Genomic DNA, 19,490 nt, shown 5'->3' with positions numbered 1-19,490 from the left:
CATACCGCCCAAATAAAAAAGGACCCTTTCTGTTTAATCGCTTCTACTACTCCCTTTGCAGCTCTATTTTGCCCTGGCGACAATACGCCTTTCCACTGTAAGGCATGAGGAAAACACTCTTGTTTCTCTTCGCAAACACTTCGAACAAGCATCGTACATTCACTTACCCGTCCCATCATGATACACTTCCGGCAATACGTACATACTTGATTACACCTTTTGCATAAAAAGGATGCAAATAGACGTTTTTCTTGATTCCCGCAACGTTGGCATATATAATCGGAAGATTTCCGAACAATTCCTTTTTCTAATACAATCTCCCCTCTACTTATGAAATCGTGCAACTGTTCTTTTGACAATGAAAGTTCGTGTAATAACATTTGTCTTCCTTTACGTATCATTAGACACCCCCTTCTCTACTTTACTTCCTTTTCATAACACTGTAAAAAATCAAAAAAGCCGATAACCTACTTATAAAATAGTAAGCTATCGACTTTATACACATATTTTATATGTTACAAATCTTAGAATCTACCATAACCTAAGAAATGTTTTTGATTGTAGCTGCTGCTTAAGCTAGAGTATGCAATACCTTTATCACCAGCATGAATCATTTGTCCATTACCAACATAAATACCAATGTGAGATGGACCTGCTTTGTAAGTACCTTGGAAGAATACTAAATCTCCTGGTTGTGGATTGTCTACTTTAGAAACAGAGTTCCAGTAACCAGCAACATCTTGACGACCTACACCATACACATAAGAGATAAAACCACTGCAGTCAAAACCGCCTTTTGATGGAGATGCACTTCCCCAAACGTATGGCATACCTAAATATTGCTGTGCTTTACCAATTACACCAGGAGCTGGTGTTGGAGCTGGATTTGGCGCTGGAGCTGGATTTGGTTTTTTCGATTCGTTTTTAGGCTGTTCTTTTTTAGGCTGTTCTTGCGCAGCTTGTCCGCCATTGTTTGCCGGAGCTGCTTGTTGTGTTTGAGCTTCTGCTTGTTGTGTTTGAGCAGCCGCTTCTTGTGCAGCTTTTTCTTGTTTTTCTTGTTCTTCTTTTTCAGCTAATTGTTGTAAATATAACGCTTGCTTTTCAAGCTCTTTTAATTGACCTTCTGTACTTGTCATATTTTTTACAACAGTGTCCATTTTACCACTTAATGCATTTACTGCTTCTTGTTTTTTCGCTTTTTCAGCATCAAGTTCTTTCTTTGCCGTTTCAATTTTTGATTGTGCTTCTTTCAGTTCTTTTTGCTTTTGCTTAACTGTTTCAACATCTTTTTTCACAGCTTCTTGATCGCTTTGTTGCGTTTTCATAATATCTTCATCAGATTCAAGAATTTTAGAAACTGAAGTTAAACGATCTACTAAATCAGCAATGTTCTTAGAGTTTACAACAACCTCTGTTACAACGTTCGTATTTGGTTGTTCTTGAAGCGCTACTAAACGTTTTCTTAGCAATTCTTCACGTTTTGAAATCTTTGTTTGTAATTCAGCAATATGCTTACTTTTCTTCTCAATTAATTGCTCTGTTTCAGCAACTTTTTTTGTTGTTTCATCAAGCTTCGCTGTATTCTCTTGAACAGACTTATCTAAATCTTGAATCGTTTTATTTAAGTCATTCATTTGCTTTTGAAGCTCATCACGTTCTTGTTGTTGTTTATGTAAAGTATCATTTTGTGCATTAATTTGTGTTTTTACGTCATCAATCTTTTCTGCAAATACAGTTGGTGCTACCATTGAAAACATCATTCCTGCAGCCAATGCGCAAGATGCCATCTTTAGCTTTTTCATTTTGTTTTTACACCGCTTTCCTTTTTTCTTTTCCGAATATAATCTACTAAAATTTATACCATAATTCGGCAGATTTTTTGTCAATGTTACGTTTTTGTAAAATAAATGTAATATTTTTTCGGAAATCCAAGCAAAAACCAACTCTAATTCTATATATATTTGTAGAATCATAAGAAAAAACATCGCTTTTTTTATATCATTGTTATCTATTTGTTACAGAAAAAAAACGTAGGGATCTCCCTACGTTTTTTCCAGTATACAAACCATTGCTTAACTTACTTTTATTTCACCCATTTTTCAGCCCAATTTTGGACCTCGTTCATAACACTTTCCAGTGATTTTCCTTTATCAGTTAGTCCGTATTCAATTCGGACAGGTACTTCTGGATACACATTACGAACAACAATGCCTTCGCTTTCTAATTCCTTTAGACGCTCGGACAACATACGATCGCTCATATTCGGGATAATATCAGCGATTTCTCTAAAACGCTTCGGCTCTTCTAATAAAGATTTAATAATTAAACCCGTCCACTTCTTACTAAGCAGTGTGAAGGCCGACTCGAACTTTGGACATAAGCAAGAATTATGCTCCATATGTTTCACCTCTCTTCTATTATAATATAGTTTCTTATAAAAAGTAAGCAATAAAACTTTCTTCATTTGAAATTATGTACATTTTATCATTCCCAAATATTTACTTGTCAAATAAAGTGGGAATTGAATTCACGTTTTTTCCTCACCACTACTAACTAGTCTTCTCAAATTGAGGGCCTACAAGCAGTAAAACTTCCACTTTTGAAATAGAAATACACGGTAAAATTAACGTAACATACCAATCCGTAAAAAAACTCTCTTCAAAAAAGAGAGCTTTTACATTTTTTATTTTGTATACCATCCTAAACCAATTGAGCCTTCTCCTAAATGCGTACCAATAACAGCTCCAAAATAGCTAGTGCGAATTGTAACATGTGGATATTTCTCTTGCAATTCTTGCTTCCATGCCTCTGCTTCCTCTTCACGATTTGCATGAATAATAACAGCTTCCATCGGCAGACCTTTACTCGCCTGCTCATCAAAAATTTCAACAATGCGCTTTAATGCTTTTTTGCGCGTACGAATTTTTTCAAAAGGAATAATAACTTTATCTCTAAAATATAATACCGGCTTCACTTGAAGTAAGCTTCCAATAAACGCTTGTGCACTATTCAAACGACCGCCTCGTTGTAAATGGTGTAAATCATCCACAACAAAATATGCATCAATCGACTTTTTCATCTCATCAAATCGCTTTAAAATCTCTTCAGGTGTCTTACCTTCACGCGCCATTTTTGCCCCTTCACGAACATAAAACCCTTGCACTTCACAACTGATTTCAGAATCATATGCGTAGACATCAATACCCTCTACCATCTGTCCAGCTGCTGTTGCTGTTTGATATGTCCCACTAATCCCACTTGAAAGGTGGATACTAATAACAGCATCATATTCTTTTGCTAATTCTTCAAACAGCTCGACAAACTTTCCAATTGCTGGCTGAGAAGTCTTTGGCAATTCTTCTTGTTCACGTACTTTTACATAAAAATCATCAGCTGTTATATCTTCTTCCTCTTGATAAGATGTTGTTCCAAAAACAACATTTAATGGAATCATGTGTATATTGAGTTCTTCACGAATATGCTTTGGTATATATGCTGTACTATCAGTAACAATAGCTGTTCTCATTTTCGTACCTACCTTATAAAAAAGTTTTTATTTCTAATTTTACACGAAAACTAGAAAAGGTGCATTAATGTATGAAAATGCTGGTTAAAAATTATAATAAACACCTCGACAAATTACAACAAAAACATTAAATTCCTGTCTAAATTTACGATATATTTTCAAAAAATGTTTGAATCTAAAAACGCTCCCTTTTACAATGTAAATACTAGTGATTCCGAAAGATAGGGGCGTATACCATTGTTATTACAATATTTAACAATCAAAGGCTACGGTGAACACGAAATTGTCATTCAAAAATCAAGATTTATCTGTTATATTAGCCGGGCGAAAACTGAAGAAGAGGCGCAAGAATTTATCCAAAAAATTAAAAAGCAGCATTGGAATGCGACGCATAACTGTTCTGCTTATTTAATTGGCGAACAAGACCAAATTCAAAAAGCAAATGATGATGGCGAACCAAGCGGTACAGCTGGTGTTCCAATGCTAGAAGTACTTAAAAAACGCGGCTTGAAAGATACCGTCGTTGTCGTTACACGTTACTTTGGTGGTATTAAACTAGGGGCAGGCGGTCTCATTCGCGCATACGGAAAGTGTACAAGCGAAGGAATTAACCATGTAGGTATAGTCGAACGAAAACTAATGCGTGTGATGAAAGCAGAAATTGACTATACATTACTAGGAAAAGTTGAAAATGAATTACGCCACTCTGAGTATGCTATCAAAGATATACACTACTTAGAGAATGTAACTTTTGATACGTATGTAGAAGAAAATCAGAAACAAAACTTTACCGATTGGATGATTGAACTAACAAATGGGAAATGTACAATTAAAGAAGGCGATATGTTGTACCTTGAACAAGATGTTCTACAATAAATCTTGTTCTGAGTGACAAATGGAAAAGACTATTCTAGCTTCCATTATGAAAATAGAATAGCTAAGATTATAACCTTACATTAAAAGGAGATTATATATGGAAGATCGTTATCATCATCTCCAGAAAAGAAGAGTAAAAAAGAAACGTAGACGTAAATTGGTTCTCTTTCTTATTTTTGCATGCCTATTCGGCAGTGTAGGGCTATACTTTCTTAATTCCTACTCTTCTCTTATGGAAATGTATACTGGCTTTACACGCGATAAATCCAAGTTACGTGCAGAAGATGTAGAAATTACAAAAACTCCATTTACCGTTCTTATTATGGGGATTGAAGATTATGCAACGGATGGGCAAAACGGTCGAACGGATTCCCTTATGTTTGCAACTGTGGATCCGAAATCTAAAAAGGTCTCCCTCATGAGTATTCCACGTGACTCACGGGTAACGATTGCAGGAAAGAATAAAAAAGACAAAATTAATGCCGCACATGCTTACGGCGGAGAAAGTATGGCAATCGACACTGTTGAAAACTTTTTACAAGTTCCTGTTGATCACTATGTAAAAATTGACTTTAAAGGATTTAAAGGAATTGTCAATGCAGTGGGGGGCGTTACTGTCGATGTCCCATTTGATTTTTGGGAACGTTCCGATACGAACTATGATAAAAAAATTCACTTTAAACAAGGAAAGCAAGATTTAAACGGAGAGGAAGCTCTTGCTTATGTTCGCATGCGAAAGCAGGATCCAAACGGAGATTACGGTCGTGCCGCAAGACAGCGTCAAGTACTTGCTGCTGTTGTACACAAATTGAACTCTGCATCAACCGTATTTAAAATTAAAGATTTAGCAGATGTAGTTGGAAAATATATAAAAACGGATATACCAATCTTTGATGGGCTCGCTGTTTACAAGAAATTTTCTGATTTCGATCCTTCTCATATCGAAACGTTAAAACTAGAAGGAGAAGACAAGAAAATAGATGGTATCTATTACTTCATTCCAGATGAAATGAGCATGCAAGTCACTCGTAATTCGATTAAGAAAAATATCGGAAAAGCTGATGAACAAACAGAATCAACAACTGATACAAACGAAGGAACAACAGAGCAAAATAAAGATGCAAACCAAAATGAATCTTCACAATCAGGTGCAAACGATGAGGAAAAACCTACTGTAAACAAAAAGACACCAGAGCCACCACCATCTACAAATGCTCATGCAGAGTGGATTATGCGAAATCATCAATAAAAAAGAGCCGATGCTACTCGATCGGCTCTTTTTTCGTTATTTATTAAAATGTTGTAAGATTGCTTCTACAATACGTTCTGAAGCACGACCATCACCGTAAGGATTGGATGCCTGCGCCATTTTATCATGCGCTTCTTTATTTGATAATAACTCATCCGCAAGTGTAAAGATCGTTTCTTCATCTGTACCTGCTAGTTTCAATGTACCTGCTTCAATTCCTTCTGGACGCTCTGTCGTATCGCGCAGAACAAGAACTGGCACACCAAGAGATGGAGCCTCTTCTTGCACACCGCCTGAATCTGTTAACATTAAGTAAGAGCGAGCTGCAACATTATGGAAATCAATTACATCTAGCGGTTCAATTAAATGAATGCGGCTATGATCTCCTAAAATGTCGTTGGCTGTTTCACGTACAACAGGATTCATATGAACTGGATATACAACTTGTACATCTTCGTGTTTCTCAACAAGGCGCTTAATAGCACGGAACATGTTGCGCATTGGTTCCCCTAAGTTCTCGCGACGGTGCGCCGTCATAAGAACAAGACGGTCATTACCGAGCTTCTCTAGAACGGGATGACTATATGTTTCTTTTACAGTTGTTTTTAGTGCATCAATTGCCGTATTTCCTGTTACAAAAATACGAGACTCGTCTTTATTCTCTTTTTGTAAATTCGTTGCTGATTTTGCTGTTGGAGAAAAATGCAGATCAGCCATCACACCTGTTAATTGACGGTTCATTTCTTCTGGATACGGAGAATACTTATCCCACGTACGAAGTCCTGCCTCAACGTGACCAACAGGAATTTGATTATAAAAAGCCGCAAGACTCGCAATAAATGTCGTTGTTGTATCACCGTGAACAAGAACGATATGCGGCTTTGCTTCTTTCATTACTTGATCCAGACCTTCTAAGCCACGTGTTGTAATATCAATTAAAGTTTGACGGTCCTTCATAATATTCAAATCAAAGTCTGGTGTAATTCCAAAAATGTTTAATACTTGATCCAACATTTGACGATGTTGCGCTGTTACAGTCACAATCGATTCAATTTTATCTGGATGCTTTTGCAACTCTAATACAAGAGGTGCCATTTTAATCGCTTCTGGACGTGTTCCAAAAATCGTCATTACTTTTAAACGTTCAGTCATTTCACTGCCTCTTTTCTTTCACGAATTACAATGTCACTATGATACTTGATTATAGACAAAAATAAAGCAAAGCAAAAGTAAGTGCTTCATTAGACAATAATTGAAACATTACGATTACAAATACTCTTTCTTCCTATCGAGTAATAATCGATTTTATGTTTCTTCACATCCTCATCAGTATAACAATTTCTCCCATCAAATAAAATAGGCTCTTTCATAAAGGCAATATATCTTGCTAATGGATACATACGAATAGATTCCCATTCTGTTACGATAAACACTGCATGAGCTCCAACTATTGCTTCATCCATTATCGCTTCATATTGAATTTCATCACCAAATACTTTTTTAAGATGAGAAAGGGCTTGTGGATCGTATACAACAACATTCGCTCCTATCTTGATTAATTCTTGTATGACGACAAGAGATGGAGCTTCTCAAATATCATCTGTATTTGGTTTGAAAGATGCTCCTAACACGACTATTCGTTTTCCTTTCATATCTATCACTTGTTTTGCTTTCTCAATTAACAATCTTTGTTGATTATGATTCACTTCAATGACAGCCTTTAACAGTTTAAAGTCATGGGCAACATTTCCAGCGATTTGAACGAGTGCTCCAGTATCTTTCGAAAAATAAGAAGATCCCTGCGCTTCCTCCTTTCACAGATAAATGCACAATTGCGATACTTCTAAATACGACATACGAGTAACCGTTTTGATAAAGGAAAAGTGAGATACTACTTCTATTATATGAACCGACTTTTCTTTCTTTTTTTAAAATTTTGTAAAAGAAAACTATCTCTTTTTTTATATTTTTTACAAATATATCGTCACACGTTATGTAAACTTCCATATTTTAACGTGAAACGTACGTATTCTAACGTGTAACACTTATAGTAAAGAAATTATGATACAAACTCCACTACACAGGTTGAAACGGCTCAGTCTATCTCAAGATGCAGAGAAAACAAAGAAAATAGACGAGAATGAAGGAGTACGTAAACGTCTGATTTATGAAGGCTAATCATCAGTGAGAGATGAAGAAGCCCCCCTTTACTCTCTATATAGAAAGTGTTACAGAACCTTTACAACATACTTCAATGGCATGATATTTGTCATATATTTTATCTATTTCCAATTGCAGTGAATAGAAAAAAAGATTGAATTCTACTCTTTTTGTGATACCATATGTTATGAGCCTGCAAACAAACATCATAATTTTCAGATAAATCATTTAGAAATTAAGTTAAATTATAAAAGGTGGGGTATTAATGGACTCACAAGTGATTTATGCAGTTTTGGCATCTTTCATTACTGTACTCGTAGTCACTCCGTTCGTTATCAAATTAGCTTTTAAAATTGGAGCGACAGATAAGCCAAACGCACGTAAAGTACACCAAAAAATTATGCCTCGTCTCGGTGGACTGGCAATCTTCATTGGTGTAGCTGTAGGATTTATTGTTAGTGGATTATATGAGCAGAGAATGCTATCAATAACTTTAGGTGCTGTTATCATCGTTATCATCGGGATTTTAGATGATATGTATGAATTATCAGCAAAAGTAAAATTCGGTGGACAACTATTAGTTGCAATACTAATTGCAAAGAGCCAACTGTTAGTACAAGTCCTTTATATTCCGTTCTTAGGAGATACAGAACTTGGACTACTCGCATACCCAATTACCGTATTTTGGATTGTCGGTATTACAAATGCGATCAATTTAATTGATGGTTTAGATGGATTATCAGCTGGTATTTCCTCCATTGTTCTTGCAACATTGGCATATATGGCCTTTACAAGCCCAATGGGAACTGGGGCAGTCATCATCTTGCCATTAGCGCTTATCGCACTTGCAAGTACACTTGGCTTTTTATTCTATAACTTCCATCCAGCAAAAATCTTTATGGGAGATACAGGTGCACTATTTTTAGGGTATTGCATTTCTGTTATATCATTACTTGGACTATACAAAAGCGTAACGTTATTCAGTTTCATCGTTCCTATTATCATTTTAGGTGTTCCTGTTTTTGATACGACATTTGCGATTATTAGACGTATTGTAAATAAAAAACCAATTTCCGCGCCAGATAAATCGCATTTACATCACCGTCTGTTAGCGATGGGATTCTCACATCGAACAACGGTACTCATCATTTATGCATTTGGTATTTTCTTTAGTGTAAATGCCATTATTTTCACTAGCGCAACATTATGGTTATCGATTATTCTTTTATTCGCTTTGATTTTCTTTACTGAAATCGTCGCTGAAATAATCGGTCTTGTGCACGAACGATATAAACCAATTATTTCCTTTTATAAAAAAGTGAAAAAACGTGAAGAATAATAGTAGTATTGCCTTTATTACTACAATATATTCAAATAGCATCCTTTCTTTTTACGAGAGGATGCTATTTTTATTTCCAAAATATACTTTGTTTGAGAGTGAATAGATTGGATAAAGATATACATATAAAGAAGATTATGAGAAGAACCTCTCTATTCCTTCTTGCATCTTTGATTGCGAAACTGAGGGTGAGTATAATGATGAAGCGAGTATGTCAATGTATGATAATACTTTTAGCTATGATGATATGTACAGCATCTTATAGTGAAGCAGCGACGAACTCTCTAGTTGAACATCGTTCTACTATCCAGACTGCTGCACTTCCACAAAAAATTGCGTACTTAACATTTGATGATGGACCAAACAAATATACATCACAAATTTTAAACATCTTAAAACAAAAAAATGCAAAAGCTACCTTCTTTGTTATTGGTGGAAGAGTATCTCGTTATCCCCAAACAACGAAACGCTTAATCAGTGAAGGACATTACATCGGACTCCATAGTATGTCCCATGATGCAAAACGTTTATATACTGGAGATCCGTCCATTTTAATTTCGGAAATGATGCAAGCCCAAAAAATTGTCCAGCAAGTAACAAAGTTAAACTCCCGTCTCGTTCGTGTTCCCTATGGCAGCATGCCATATTTAAAAAAGAACTATCGAGATGCACTCGTTTCTGCTCATTATAAATTGTGGGATTGGACAATTGATACATATGATTGGAAAAGCCACAATAATCCTTCTGCGGTTCTAGAACGTGTGATGAACCAAAGTGATGAACCAGTAGAAGTTATTTTAATGCACGATTCAAGCGTCACCGTACAAATCCTTCCTAAAGTAATTGATTATCTTCAATCAAAGGGTTATACACTTCTTTCTTATAATCCCTCCTCCCATGTAGAGGTAAACTTTTGGAAAGACACAAGATTGTAACAGCTTTAGTATATATGCTAAAGCTGTTTGTTTTTCCTCTTTCCACCCTTCTCATTTTTGTGTACAATTTTAAATAGTGATGAAGTTTCGAGGTGAAGAAAAATGAAACGAATTGACCTCATCTATGATGCAATACAGAAGGGGAACTACACAGAGGGCGTAACAGCATCTGATTTGGCTACACTTTTACAGCTAGACCGCGCAAATGTGAGCAGCGATTTAAATAAACTCGTGAAAGATGGACGATTATGTAAAACAAATACAAGACCTGTTCGTTTCTATATAGACTTAAACCCTCTATTGGAAACGCCTTCAACAGGTAGCACCGCACTTGACGATTTCGCAAAAGAAAACACAAGTCTTAAAATTGCAATTGAAAAGGCAAAAGCTGCCGTACTCTATCCACCAAATGGTATGCATACATTACTACTTGGAGAAACAGGTGTTGGAAAATCTATGTTTGCCTCCTTAATGCACGAATACGCAATGGAAGTCAATCAACTGCAAAAAGACGCACCCTTTATTATTTTTAACTGTGCTGACTATGCGAATAATCCGCAGCTCTTGCTTGGACAACTCTTCGGAATCAAAAAGGGTGCTTACACTGGTGCAAATGAGCAAAAAGGATTAATTGAAAAGGCCCATGAAGGCATTTTATTTTTAGATGAAGTACATCGTCTTCCGCCAGAAGGACAAGAAATGCTCTTCACGTTTATCGATCGTGGTGTATATCGTCACCTTGGTGAAACAGAAAATGAACGTAAGGCAAAAGTATTAATTATTGCAGCAACAACAGAGGAACCAAATTCATTTTTATTAAAAACATTTACAAGGCGAATTCCAATGACGATCACATTGCCACCGCTTCGAGAACGAACATACGAAGAACGATTTATACTTTTGCAGCTTTTTTTTACAAATGAAGCCATTCGTCTCAGAAAGAACATACATGTGAGTCCAAATGCAATGCGTGCCCTCGTCTTTTATCAATGTCCAAATAATATCGGACAATTGAAAACAGACGTCCAAATTGCATGTGCAAAAGCCTATTCTGATTTTGTAACAAAAAAACGAGAATCTGTCCGCGTCTCGAGTACCGATTTGCCATGGTATATAAAAGAAGGGCTCTTTATTGAAAGAAAAAGCCGTCACTTATACCAAGTGCCAAATGAAACGTTTTTATTTACAAGTGATAAAGGGTGGAGCAAGCACAAACTAGACAATCAACGTACATCTATTTATGAGTACATCGATCATAAATATGAAGAACTTCAAGCTCGAGGGATTGAAGAAGATGAACTAGAACTGCTCATTGAAAATGATATTCAAAGCTTCTTCGTTCAATATTTTAATCAAATGTCTAAAACAACCAATCATGAAAATGTGTTTAAAATTGTGGACCATCGCATTGTTTCTGTATGTGAAAAAATTGTCTCACTAGTAGAAAAACACTTAGCTAAGACTTTTGATGAAAAGGTATTTCTTGCTTTAAGTTTGCATGTACAGACAACTTTACAACGAATACGAAGTGGGAAACAAATCCATCACCCACAGCTGAACCAAATTCGAACAAAATATAAAGAAGCTTTCTCTGTAGCAATGAAGTGCATTCAAGTTTTAGAAGACGAATTACAAATCACGATGCCAATTGACGAAGCCGGATTTTTAACAATGTTTTTCGTTGTCGATCCACTTCCCACCTCACAAGCGGAAGTAAAAGTCTTAATTTTAGCTCACGGAAATGGTATTGCAACTGAAATGGCTAATGTCGCCAATGAGCTTCTTGGTATGCATGAAGTAACTGGCATCGATATGCCACTACACGAATCGCCAAAAGACTTTTTAGAGCGTGTAAAAGTCTACATGCGAACACTTGAACATATAAACGGCCTTCTCTTACTTGTAGATATGGGATCGCTCGCTTATATAGGAGATATATTAGAAACTGAATTTCAAATTCCAGTTCGCGTCCTCTCTATGACGAGTACACCGCATGTATTAGAAGCCGCTCGAAAGGCTCAGCTTGGCTATTCATTGGATGCTTTATATGAAACCGTAAAAAATTTAACACCTTTTTATTTACATGTACACGAAGAAAAGAAAAAACCATTGTCTCCAATGAAATCAGTTATTTTAACAGCCTGCCTAACTGGCGAAGGAAGCGCGATTGCTATTCAAAAGATGCTTGAAAATTATTTGCGCTTTGATAAAAATTTAATTGAAATTATTCCCATCAGCATCGTTCATCAAAAAGATTTAACAAAGATGCTTGAGAATATAAAAAAGGAACGAAATGTCATTTGTATTGTAACCAATTTCGATGTGCAAGTACCATGCTTAACTTACCATTTCCAAGATATCGTAAACTATAAAGCCATTCAGCCAATTCAAGAACTTATTACGTATGAAGAAACATACGCTAAAATGGCTGATATTCTCGGACAACAAATGCAACGAGACGACGGAGCACTCATGATTAAGACGATTCGTTATACATTAAATACAATTCAAGAGCTCATCTCCTTGCAGCTAAATCCCGATAGCCTAATGGGCGTCATCTTACATATGAGTTGTATGATTGATCGTCTTCAAAAAGGAGAGAGTCTACTTCCTTATCCAAACCGAGAAGCTCGTCGCCAAGATGAATATTGGATGTATATGAAAGTAAAAAAAGCGCTGCAACCAATTGAAAATACATTTACAGTAAACATTCCAGATGATGAAGTATTTTATGTGATGGACTTCTTCATCAAGAATCAACCGCAAAAAGATCATGAAACAAACGAACGCCCGTGAAACTTCACGGGCGTTTCTTAATCCGTCTTATTCTTCCTCGTATCTCCCCTTTTTTAAAGGTTTCCGTATAAACATTCACATATGCATTTGCATGTTCGATTTCTTTCAAAAGCTGCTCAAATGTCTTTCGTTGTAAAGGCCCTTCTAAATCTTCAATCGTTACTGTCCCTTTAACAATTCCTTGATCTACACTTATCCCATGCTTCACAGGCCCATATAAAAACAAAACTTCTGGCCCCACTTGATTCTTTCTTCCGAGATGAATTTGACATGATATCACTTTCTCTATTTCCTTTACTATTACTCTATAATGGATTTTCGTTAAATCACTATTAAAAATAAGCTCGACTACACCATAAGCGTTCGTCTTTACAGGAGGTACTTCCCTCTCTCCTTTTAACCTAGCAAAGAAATGTTTTGTCATACACGCAACATTCTCCTTATATAAAATTTACTTTACACACTCCTGTAACTAATTTATTGCTAAGGCATAATCAATTATGACCTTTTCCCTTTCATTCCCCATTCCACACATTTATAAAAACTTTACAAAGCAACGACTCCCCTTATATCACGCGCTTAAATTTTCATTTTCTTTAGATGATCCTTTGAAAAAAGACAACTTCTTTTATGAAGCCGCCTTTTTTCACTTTTAAAATTTTACAAGCTCTATTCCTTCCGGTAAGCAAGTCTCTGTTAAAATTTGTAGTTCTTTTACGCGGTCCATCACGTAAGAAGATCGCTTCAATAGCTCCGGATCAATATAGGCCGGATGTACCATAACTTCTACCGTTTGCTCACCCTTCACACGTTCTTTTAGTTTTAGAAAATAATCTTTCTGCACGCCAGCGCTATAAAAGTCACAATAAAATACATCTGAAAATGGAAACACCGCTTTTTCCTCTTCGCAGCGACGAACGGGCACGTTATATTTAGCTGCCAATCGCTTCATGACATCATGTAAAATAGGCAAACCGTGTATATGATGATGACTATCTAAATGCGTGACTCGTAATCCAAATGATAAAAATTTTTCAATTTGAGCATTCCATTCTCTCTCAACCTCTTTTGGATTAAATCCCTCTTCTCTTACAATACTTTGTTTATGAAACAATCCCGTTTTTTCATCTACGAGGGATGGAACGTTCGTAAGGAGCGGCTTTCCAGCAGTTAAAACGAGATGTACCCCTACTCCTAATGATGGATATTCATTTGCTAAACGAACCGCATGTTCTACCGCTGGCATGTTCATCATCATTGTTGTCGAATTGACAATCCCATTTACATGACCATGAATAATCCCGTAATTTGTACCTTCTGAAAGACCGAAATCATCTGCGTTTACAATTAATTGAATCATCATTTCCCCTCCTTATTCAAGAAAAAAGCGGGCTTAGTAAGCGCCGCTTTTTATTTCTCTATTTTTTTAAAGAACTGCGGAAGATGTTCTTTATGTGCTTCCAACATTTCATCTAAAATTTGTTTTGCCACTTTATCTGATGGTACAAGTGGGTTAATTGTCATTGCAAGCAGTGCTTTATGATAATCTCCTGTAACAGCTGCTTCAATTGTTGTGCGTTCAAATGATTTAATTTGCTGTACTAAACCGCGAACTGGAACTGGTAAGTCCCCGACCGTTACTGGTTTTGGACCATCCTTTGTAATGATGCAGTTTACTTCAACAGCAGAATCGTGCGGTAAGCTTGCAATAGTACCGTTATTTCTCGTATTTACAGGCTGAATGTCACCTTTATTATTGTAAATAGATGTAATTAAACTACATGCTGCATCGCTGTAATACGCGCCACCTCTTTTTTCTAATTGCGGTGGTTTAATATCTAAGTTTGGATCTTTATATAGTTCAAATAAGTCTTCTTCTAATTGTTTCACTACTTCTGCACGTGTTCCTTTTTCTAAAGAAGCTTGTTTCTCTTCTTCTAACATTTCACGTGTTTTATAATAATAGCGATGATACGGACATGGAATCGCACGCAGCGCACGAATAAAATCTGGCTCCCAATCAAGAGCAGCGATATTTTCCATCGTAATTTGGTTTTCTGGATCCGTTACAAGTTCCAACACACGATCCATCACACTTACCCCGTCTAAATACACATCTAATCCGTAAACCATATGATTTAAACCTGCAAAATCAACTTGTACGCGGCTTGCATCCACTTCAAGAAGTTTTGCAAGACCCATACGAATACCGATTGGAACGTTACATAGTCCAACTACTTTTTCAATATTTGTATAACGAAGTACAGCTTCCGTTACCATACCTGCTGGATTTGCAAAGTTAATTAACCAAGCATTTGGGCAAAGCTCCTCCATATCTTTACAAATATCTAAAATAACAGGAATCGTTCTCAACGCTTTGAATAGACCACCAGGGCCATTTGTTTCCTGACCGATTACATCATATTTTAATGGAATTGCTTCATCCTTCGCACGCGCTTCTAATAAACCAACGCGGAGCTGCGTTGTAACAAAATCTGCATCTTTCAATGCTGCGCGGCGATCTAATGTAAGATGAATATCAATTGGTAAGCCGGCTTTTTTCACCATTCGTTTCGCTAAATTACCAACAATTTCTAATTTTTCTTTTCCAGCCTCAATATCGACTAACCAAATTTCACGAACTGGCAATTCATCATATCTTTTAATAAATCCTTCTATTAACTCTGGTGTATAACTAGAGCCACCACCAATTGTAGCAATTTTAATCCCTTTCATACTTTACTCTCCTTTCGCATCCAGCTTTTTATATAGATCAATAAATTCTGTTGCTAATTCTTTTACTGTAATCGCATTCATTAAATGATCTTGTGCATGAATTAAAAGGACACTAATCTCTGTTTTTTCTCCTCTTGCTTCTGATTGTATGAGTTCTGTTTGAAAATGATGTGCTTCATTAATCGCTTCTTTCGCTCTCCCCATTGCTTCATCTGCCGCTTGTAAATCTCCTTGTTTTGCATATTGCAATGCTTCCATTGCATAACTTCTTGCATTCCCGCTGTGTAAAATTAATTGAAATGGAATTTGTTCTGCTGTAGTCATCTTTATTACCGCCCTCTCTATTCCGTTCAAGCTTGGCATCCCTTCTGCTTGAACCTCTCTATTACATTATTATTTTCATCTTATTTTGATGTTCTTCTAGATATTTTCTATCTTGTTTAGAAAGTGATTGTTCTCACAGACTATGTGAGCCTGTGAGAACAGTCATGATTACATAGGTATAGATTGATCGTTTCCTTGCGCTGCTGCCTTTTCAGTGCGTACAACAGAGCGATCACATAATACAACGAATGGATAGTAAATCACCATCGCAAGAACAAAGTTAAACAATTGTAGAATTGCACCAGAAATATGTCCCCCTGTTACAAGATAACCACTAATAACTGGTGGTGTTGCCCATGGAATCATTGCAACTGTTTTTGGTACCCATCCAAAATAAAGAGCTGTATAAGAAGTAATAACAAGTACAATTGGTGTAATAATAAACGGAACGAATAGAATTGGATTTAAAATAATTGGTGTACCAAAAATAACTGGTTCGTTAATATTGAATGCACCTGGTCCAATTGACAGACGAGATACACCGCGTAATTGCGCGCTTTTTGCGACAATTAATACAACAACTAAGAATGCTAATGTTGCTCCGGAACCACCAAGATATACGAAAGTATCAAAGAATGGCTTTGTAACAATGTTCGGAACATCAAATGCAGATGTGCCATCTTGGAATAATTTAATATTTTTCTCTAATGCCGGTAAATATAATGGCTCAATAATACCTGCCACAATATTTGGACCATGTAATCCAAAGAACCAAAGTACATGAACAAATAAAACAACAATAATTGCACTTGGTAATGAACCCGCTAAGTTTTGTAATGGTACTTGAAGTGTATGAAAGATGAACTCATGAACACTTGTACCTGCTAATTTCACTGCTAATGTAATAAATGATACAACTGTTAAAATAACAAACGCTGGAACTAATGCTGCAAAAGATCGAATAACCGCTGGTGGTACCCCATCTGGCATTTTAAGAGTGATTTCTCTTTGTACAAAAAAGCGAAATACTTCCGTCACAAGAAGTGCAACAATAATTGCTACGAATAAACCTTGAGCACCTGTCCAAAGGAAGTTCAAACCGCCTTCTTTTGGAGTTACTGGAGTCAGAATAATTAAAGAACAAAATGAGATAAGACCTGCTGACAATCCATCAACATTATAAGATTTCCCTAAGTTATAAGCTGTCGTAAATGCTACACTCAGCGCCAAAATGGCAAATGAACCAGTCCACATTCCGCCTCCAACATCTTTCCAAACTTCACCAAATGTATCTTTCATAAAATTTTGGAAAACTTCAGATGGAAAACCATTCACAAGTGATGCAAGCGCCCCCACTAAAATCAATGGCATAACCGCAATAAATCCATCACGAATCGCCGCTAAATGACGTTGCGATCCGATTCTACCAGCAACTGGAACAATATACTTCTCCATAAATGCAATAAACTTTTGCATTTCATTTCCCTCCCTAATTATTTTTTAAGTGTTAACGCATGATCTAATACTGCTTCTCCATTCATCATGCCGTAATGCATTGGATTAATTACATCGATTCCTACATTTCTTTCATCTGCAAGCGGTTTCAAAGAAGAGAGCATGTAACGAACTTGTGGTCCCAGTAATAATACATCCGCTTCATCAATATTGTTTTTTACTGCATCACCAGATACAGCCCAAATCTTTCCTTCTAGACCACGGGCTTTTGCAGCGGCTTCCATTTTTGTAACTAGTAAACTTGTAGACATTCCTGCTGAACAGCAAAGTAAAATATTCATAAATAAGTCCCCCTATGATTGTAAATTATTTTTTATTTTTCTTTACGCCTTTTATTAATGCAATTACCGTGCCAACTTTTATAAACAGCTAAAAACCAGCACTTTTTATATGTATTCTCATTGTGTGTTGCCGCTTTCATTCAGTGTGTCACCAAAATATGTATAGTGTGTTATGAAATAACACACTTTTAACACATAACGGTAGAAAAAGAATTTACTGTTTAAAAATAAAACTACCCCCACCTCCTCTATATGAGTTTAAGGTGGGGGCTTACTAGCCTACATTTTCATCCTTTATTTAAGCAGCTTATTCAATTCCTGAATTTTTTTCCTCCAATAGATCGCCATTACATACCATATAATGAAGTAAATAAGAATGAAACTACTTATACAAATTACGATTGGAATAGGACGAGCTGGAACCCATCCCATCCAGATTGCAATCGGTAAAAATGTACCTAGCAAAATGATAAAATGCACAATCGTTTGTGTTAATATCCCCCACTGTTCTTTCTCAAATACAAAAGAAGCAAAAGAAAAAATTACCCCGACTATATTCGCGATCCCAAGATGAAAAAGTAACGTCTTTGTCTCTAGTACATCCATTCCATTCGCATAGCCAATCCATAAAAATAATAGACTATACATCATCGCCATCGCTATCCCTGTAAGCACTTTACTCCACACTCTCTCAAACAATGTAACCATATCCCTATCCTCCTCCCATATTTAAAGTTTCTTTAATAAGCGGTACATATTTTCTTGAAACATACTCCTTCATCCCATTTGAGAAGCGCGCACACATCGTGCCACTAAAAGACATTTCAAAACTCGTTACATGTTTTAGATTTGCTAATATAGATTTGGAGAATCTAACAAAATGGTCCCCTTGTAATTTTATTTCTAATTCATACAAGCGCGATTTCACTTCCAGAATGCCCTTTATTGTTTGAGCCATTACTTTGCGATCCTCTGCATAAAACCAATAAATATCTTTCGGTTCCAACACATAATATTGTTGTTCAAATATCCCCACAATTTGCTTCATATTCCCCCCTTCTATCCTTTTTAAAAGTTGCTGAACTTCATCAGTCACTTCTTTTGCTTTCACAATAACCTCTACCTCATCTTGTGATGGATTTAATTCAAGGTGAATCTTCAATTGCTCCACCTCCTTACGCTTCTATTGTTACATATATTTCAAAAAAAGGAATGAACAGGTGTATAAGTGGTGTTGTTTTCGTCATAACCGACTCGTTTTCGAACATAAAAGGTGGCGAGATGGCAAGAGGTGTTGAAATATGTCGACTGGTCGATATCTCGTGTCGAACCGCCGATATATTTTAACTTGCGTCGATAAAAGAGGAAGAATCGCCGATATATTTGATGTTAGGAAGAATAGAAAAACCTGTGCCAAAGGCACAGGTTTTTCTATTCTTCCGCTATTTTCTTATATAATGCAATAAACTCACTAGCTAATTCTTTCACTGTAATTGCATTCATTAAATGATCTTGCGCATGAACCATAAGCAATGTAACCTTTGTTTGATCTCCGCCAGCTTCTCTTTGAATTAAATCCGTCTGCAAGCTATGAGCTTTCTGTAACTCTTGAAGCGCCTTTTGTATTTTAGCTTCTGCCTCCTCAAACTCTCCATGCTTAGCATGACTGATTGCTTCCATCGCATAACTTCTTGCATTTCCTCCGTGTAAAATTAAATGAAAAGCTTGCGTTTCTAACGTATCCATTTGAATT

The 19,490-nt window shown here is 36.3% G+C and carries 18 protein-coding genes and 2 pseudogenes; 5 read left to right on the top strand and 15 right to left on the bottom strand.

The annotated features are described in order from the left end of the window. Positions 1-2 precede the first annotated feature (2 nt). The 4 genes and pseudogenes from MR058_RS15785 to MR058_RS15770 form a co-directional block, all read right to left on the bottom strand. A pseudogene (locus tag MR058_RS15785) lies at positions 3-398 on the bottom strand (DNA/RNA helicase); the annotation flags it as partial. Between the two features lie 126 nt (positions 399-524). Continuing rightward, the gene (locus MR058_RS15780) at positions 525-1,802 is read right to left on the bottom strand and encodes a C40 family peptidase (RefSeq protein WP_242144898.1); all 1,278 of its coding nucleotides are present in this window, start codon (positions 1,800-1,802) and stop codon (positions 525-527) included. A gap of 281 nt (positions 1,803-2,083) precedes the next feature. Next, complete coding sequence (locus MR058_RS15775) at positions 2,084-2,398, bottom strand: winged helix-turn-helix transcriptional regulator (RefSeq protein ID WP_242144964.1); 315 nt, start codon at positions 2,396-2,398, stop codon at positions 2,084-2,086. A 285-nt stretch (positions 2,399-2,683) separates the two neighbouring features. Beyond that, positions 2,684-3,526 carry a DegV family protein gene (locus tag MR058_RS15770; RefSeq protein ID WP_242144897.1) on the bottom strand — a complete coding sequence of 281 codons (843 nt, stop codon included), beginning with the start codon at positions 3,524-3,526 and terminating at the stop codon, positions 2,684-2,686. A 237-nt stretch (positions 3,527-3,763) separates the two neighbouring features. On the opposite strand from MR058_RS15770, the gene MR058_RS15765 reads away from it, so the two are divergent. Together MR058_RS15765 and MR058_RS15760 are read left to right on the top strand one after the other, a co-directional pair. Then, a complete protein-coding gene (locus tag MR058_RS15765; protein ID WP_242144896.1) occupies positions 3,764-4,402 on the top strand; it encodes a YigZ family protein in 639 nt (212 codons plus the stop codon). Between the two features lie 97 nt (positions 4,403-4,499). Beyond that, positions 4,500-5,651 (top strand): LCP family protein, encoded by a 1,152-nt coding sequence (locus MR058_RS15760; protein WP_242144895.1) that lies wholly within the window; start codon positions 4,500-4,502, stop codon positions 5,649-5,651. Positions 5,652-5,687: 36 nt separating this feature from the next. On the opposite strand, the gene wecB is transcribed toward MR058_RS15760, so the two are convergent. Beyond that, entirely contained in the window at positions 5,688-6,803 is a 1,116-nt protein-coding gene (gene wecB, locus MR058_RS15755) for a non-hydrolyzing UDP-N-acetylglucosamine 2-epimerase (protein WP_242144894.1), read from the bottom strand. Positions 6,804-6,892: 89 nt separating this feature from the next. After that, positions 6,893-7,450 (bottom strand): annotated as a pseudogene (locus tag MR058_RS15750) (UDP binding domain-containing protein); the annotation flags it as partial. Positions 7,451-8,076: 626 nt separating this feature from the next. Here MR058_RS15750 and MR058_RS15745 point away from each other — a divergent pair. From MR058_RS15745 to MR058_RS15735, 3 genes are all read left to right on the top strand, one after another. After that, positions 8,077-9,150, top strand: coding sequence for a glycosyltransferase family 4 protein (locus MR058_RS15745; protein WP_242144893.1), 1,074 nt, complete (start codon positions 8,077-8,079; stop codon positions 9,148-9,150). Positions 9,151-9,347: 197 nt separating this feature from the next. Then, complete coding sequence (locus tag MR058_RS15740) at positions 9,348-10,085, top strand: polysaccharide deacetylase family protein (RefSeq protein ID WP_242144892.1); 738 nt, start codon at positions 9,348-9,350, stop codon at positions 10,083-10,085. Between the two features lie 102 nt (positions 10,086-10,187). Next, the gene (locus MR058_RS15735; protein ID WP_242144891.1) at positions 10,188-12,881 is read left to right on the top strand and encodes a sigma-54-dependent transcriptional regulator; all 2,694 of its coding nucleotides are present in this window, start codon (positions 10,188-10,190) and stop codon (positions 12,879-12,881) included. Positions 12,882-12,885: 4 nt separating this feature from the next. Here MR058_RS15735 and MR058_RS15730 read toward each other — a convergent pair whose 3' ends face one another. The 9 genes from MR058_RS15730 to MR058_RS15690 all read right to left on the bottom strand — a co-directional run bounded on the left by MR058_RS15730 (position 12,886) and on the right by MR058_RS15690 (position 19,483). Next, the gene (locus tag MR058_RS15730) at positions 12,886-13,305 is read right to left on the bottom strand and encodes a CHRD domain-containing protein (protein WP_242144890.1); all 420 of its coding nucleotides are present in this window, start codon (positions 13,303-13,305) and stop codon (positions 12,886-12,888) included. A gap of 228 nt (positions 13,306-13,533) precedes the next feature. Beyond that, a complete protein-coding gene (gene chbG / locus MR058_RS15725; RefSeq protein WP_242144889.1) occupies positions 13,534-14,241 on the bottom strand; it encodes a chitin disaccharide deacetylase in 708 nt (235 codons plus the stop codon). Positions 14,242-14,291: 50 nt separating this feature from the next. Beyond that, entirely contained in the window at positions 14,292-15,617 is a 1,326-nt protein-coding gene (gene celF / locus MR058_RS15720; protein ID WP_242144888.1) for a 6-phospho-beta-glucosidase, read from the bottom strand. Positions 15,618-15,620: 3 nt separating this feature from the next. Continuing rightward, positions 15,621-15,941: a PTS lactose/cellobiose transporter subunit IIA gene (locus MR058_RS15715; RefSeq protein WP_242144887.1), complete on the bottom strand. Its 321-nt coding sequence runs from the start codon at positions 15,939-15,941 to the stop codon at positions 15,621-15,623. Between the two features lie 168 nt (positions 15,942-16,109). Then, entirely contained in the window at positions 16,110-17,417 is a 1,308-nt protein-coding gene (gene celB / locus MR058_RS15710; RefSeq protein ID WP_242144886.1) for a PTS cellobiose transporter subunit IIC, read from the bottom strand. 17 nt (positions 17,418-17,434) lie between these two features. Continuing rightward, on the bottom strand, positions 17,435-17,737 hold the full coding sequence (locus MR058_RS15705) for a PTS sugar transporter subunit IIB (RefSeq protein WP_242144885.1): 303 nt from the start codon (positions 17,735-17,737) through the stop codon (positions 17,435-17,437). Positions 17,738-18,031: 294 nt separating this feature from the next. Then, positions 18,032-18,445 carry a DUF3021 domain-containing protein gene (locus tag MR058_RS15700; RefSeq protein ID WP_242144884.1) on the bottom strand — a complete coding sequence of 138 codons (414 nt, stop codon included), beginning with the start codon at positions 18,443-18,445 and terminating at the stop codon, positions 18,032-18,034. Between the two features lie 4 nt (positions 18,446-18,449). Further along, entirely contained in the window at positions 18,450-18,899 is a 450-nt protein-coding gene (locus MR058_RS15695) for a LytTR family DNA-binding domain-containing protein (RefSeq protein WP_277926587.1), read from the bottom strand. A 269-nt stretch (positions 18,900-19,168) separates the two neighbouring features. After that, complete coding sequence (locus MR058_RS15690; RefSeq protein ID WP_242144882.1) at positions 19,169-19,483, bottom strand: PTS lactose/cellobiose transporter subunit IIA; 315 nt, start codon at positions 19,481-19,483, stop codon at positions 19,169-19,171. Positions 19,484-19,490 lie beyond the last annotated feature (7 nt).

The sequence above is a fragment of the Bacillus cereus group sp. BfR-BA-01430 genome (assembly GCF_022663115.1).
In the GTDB taxonomy this organism is placed as follows: Bacteria; Bacillota; Bacilli; order Bacillales; family Bacillaceae_G; genus Bacillus_A; species Bacillus_A cereus_BD.
The sequence above is the reverse complement of the archived record's forward strand: the minus strand, read 5'-3'. Positions and strand labels throughout refer to the sequence as shown.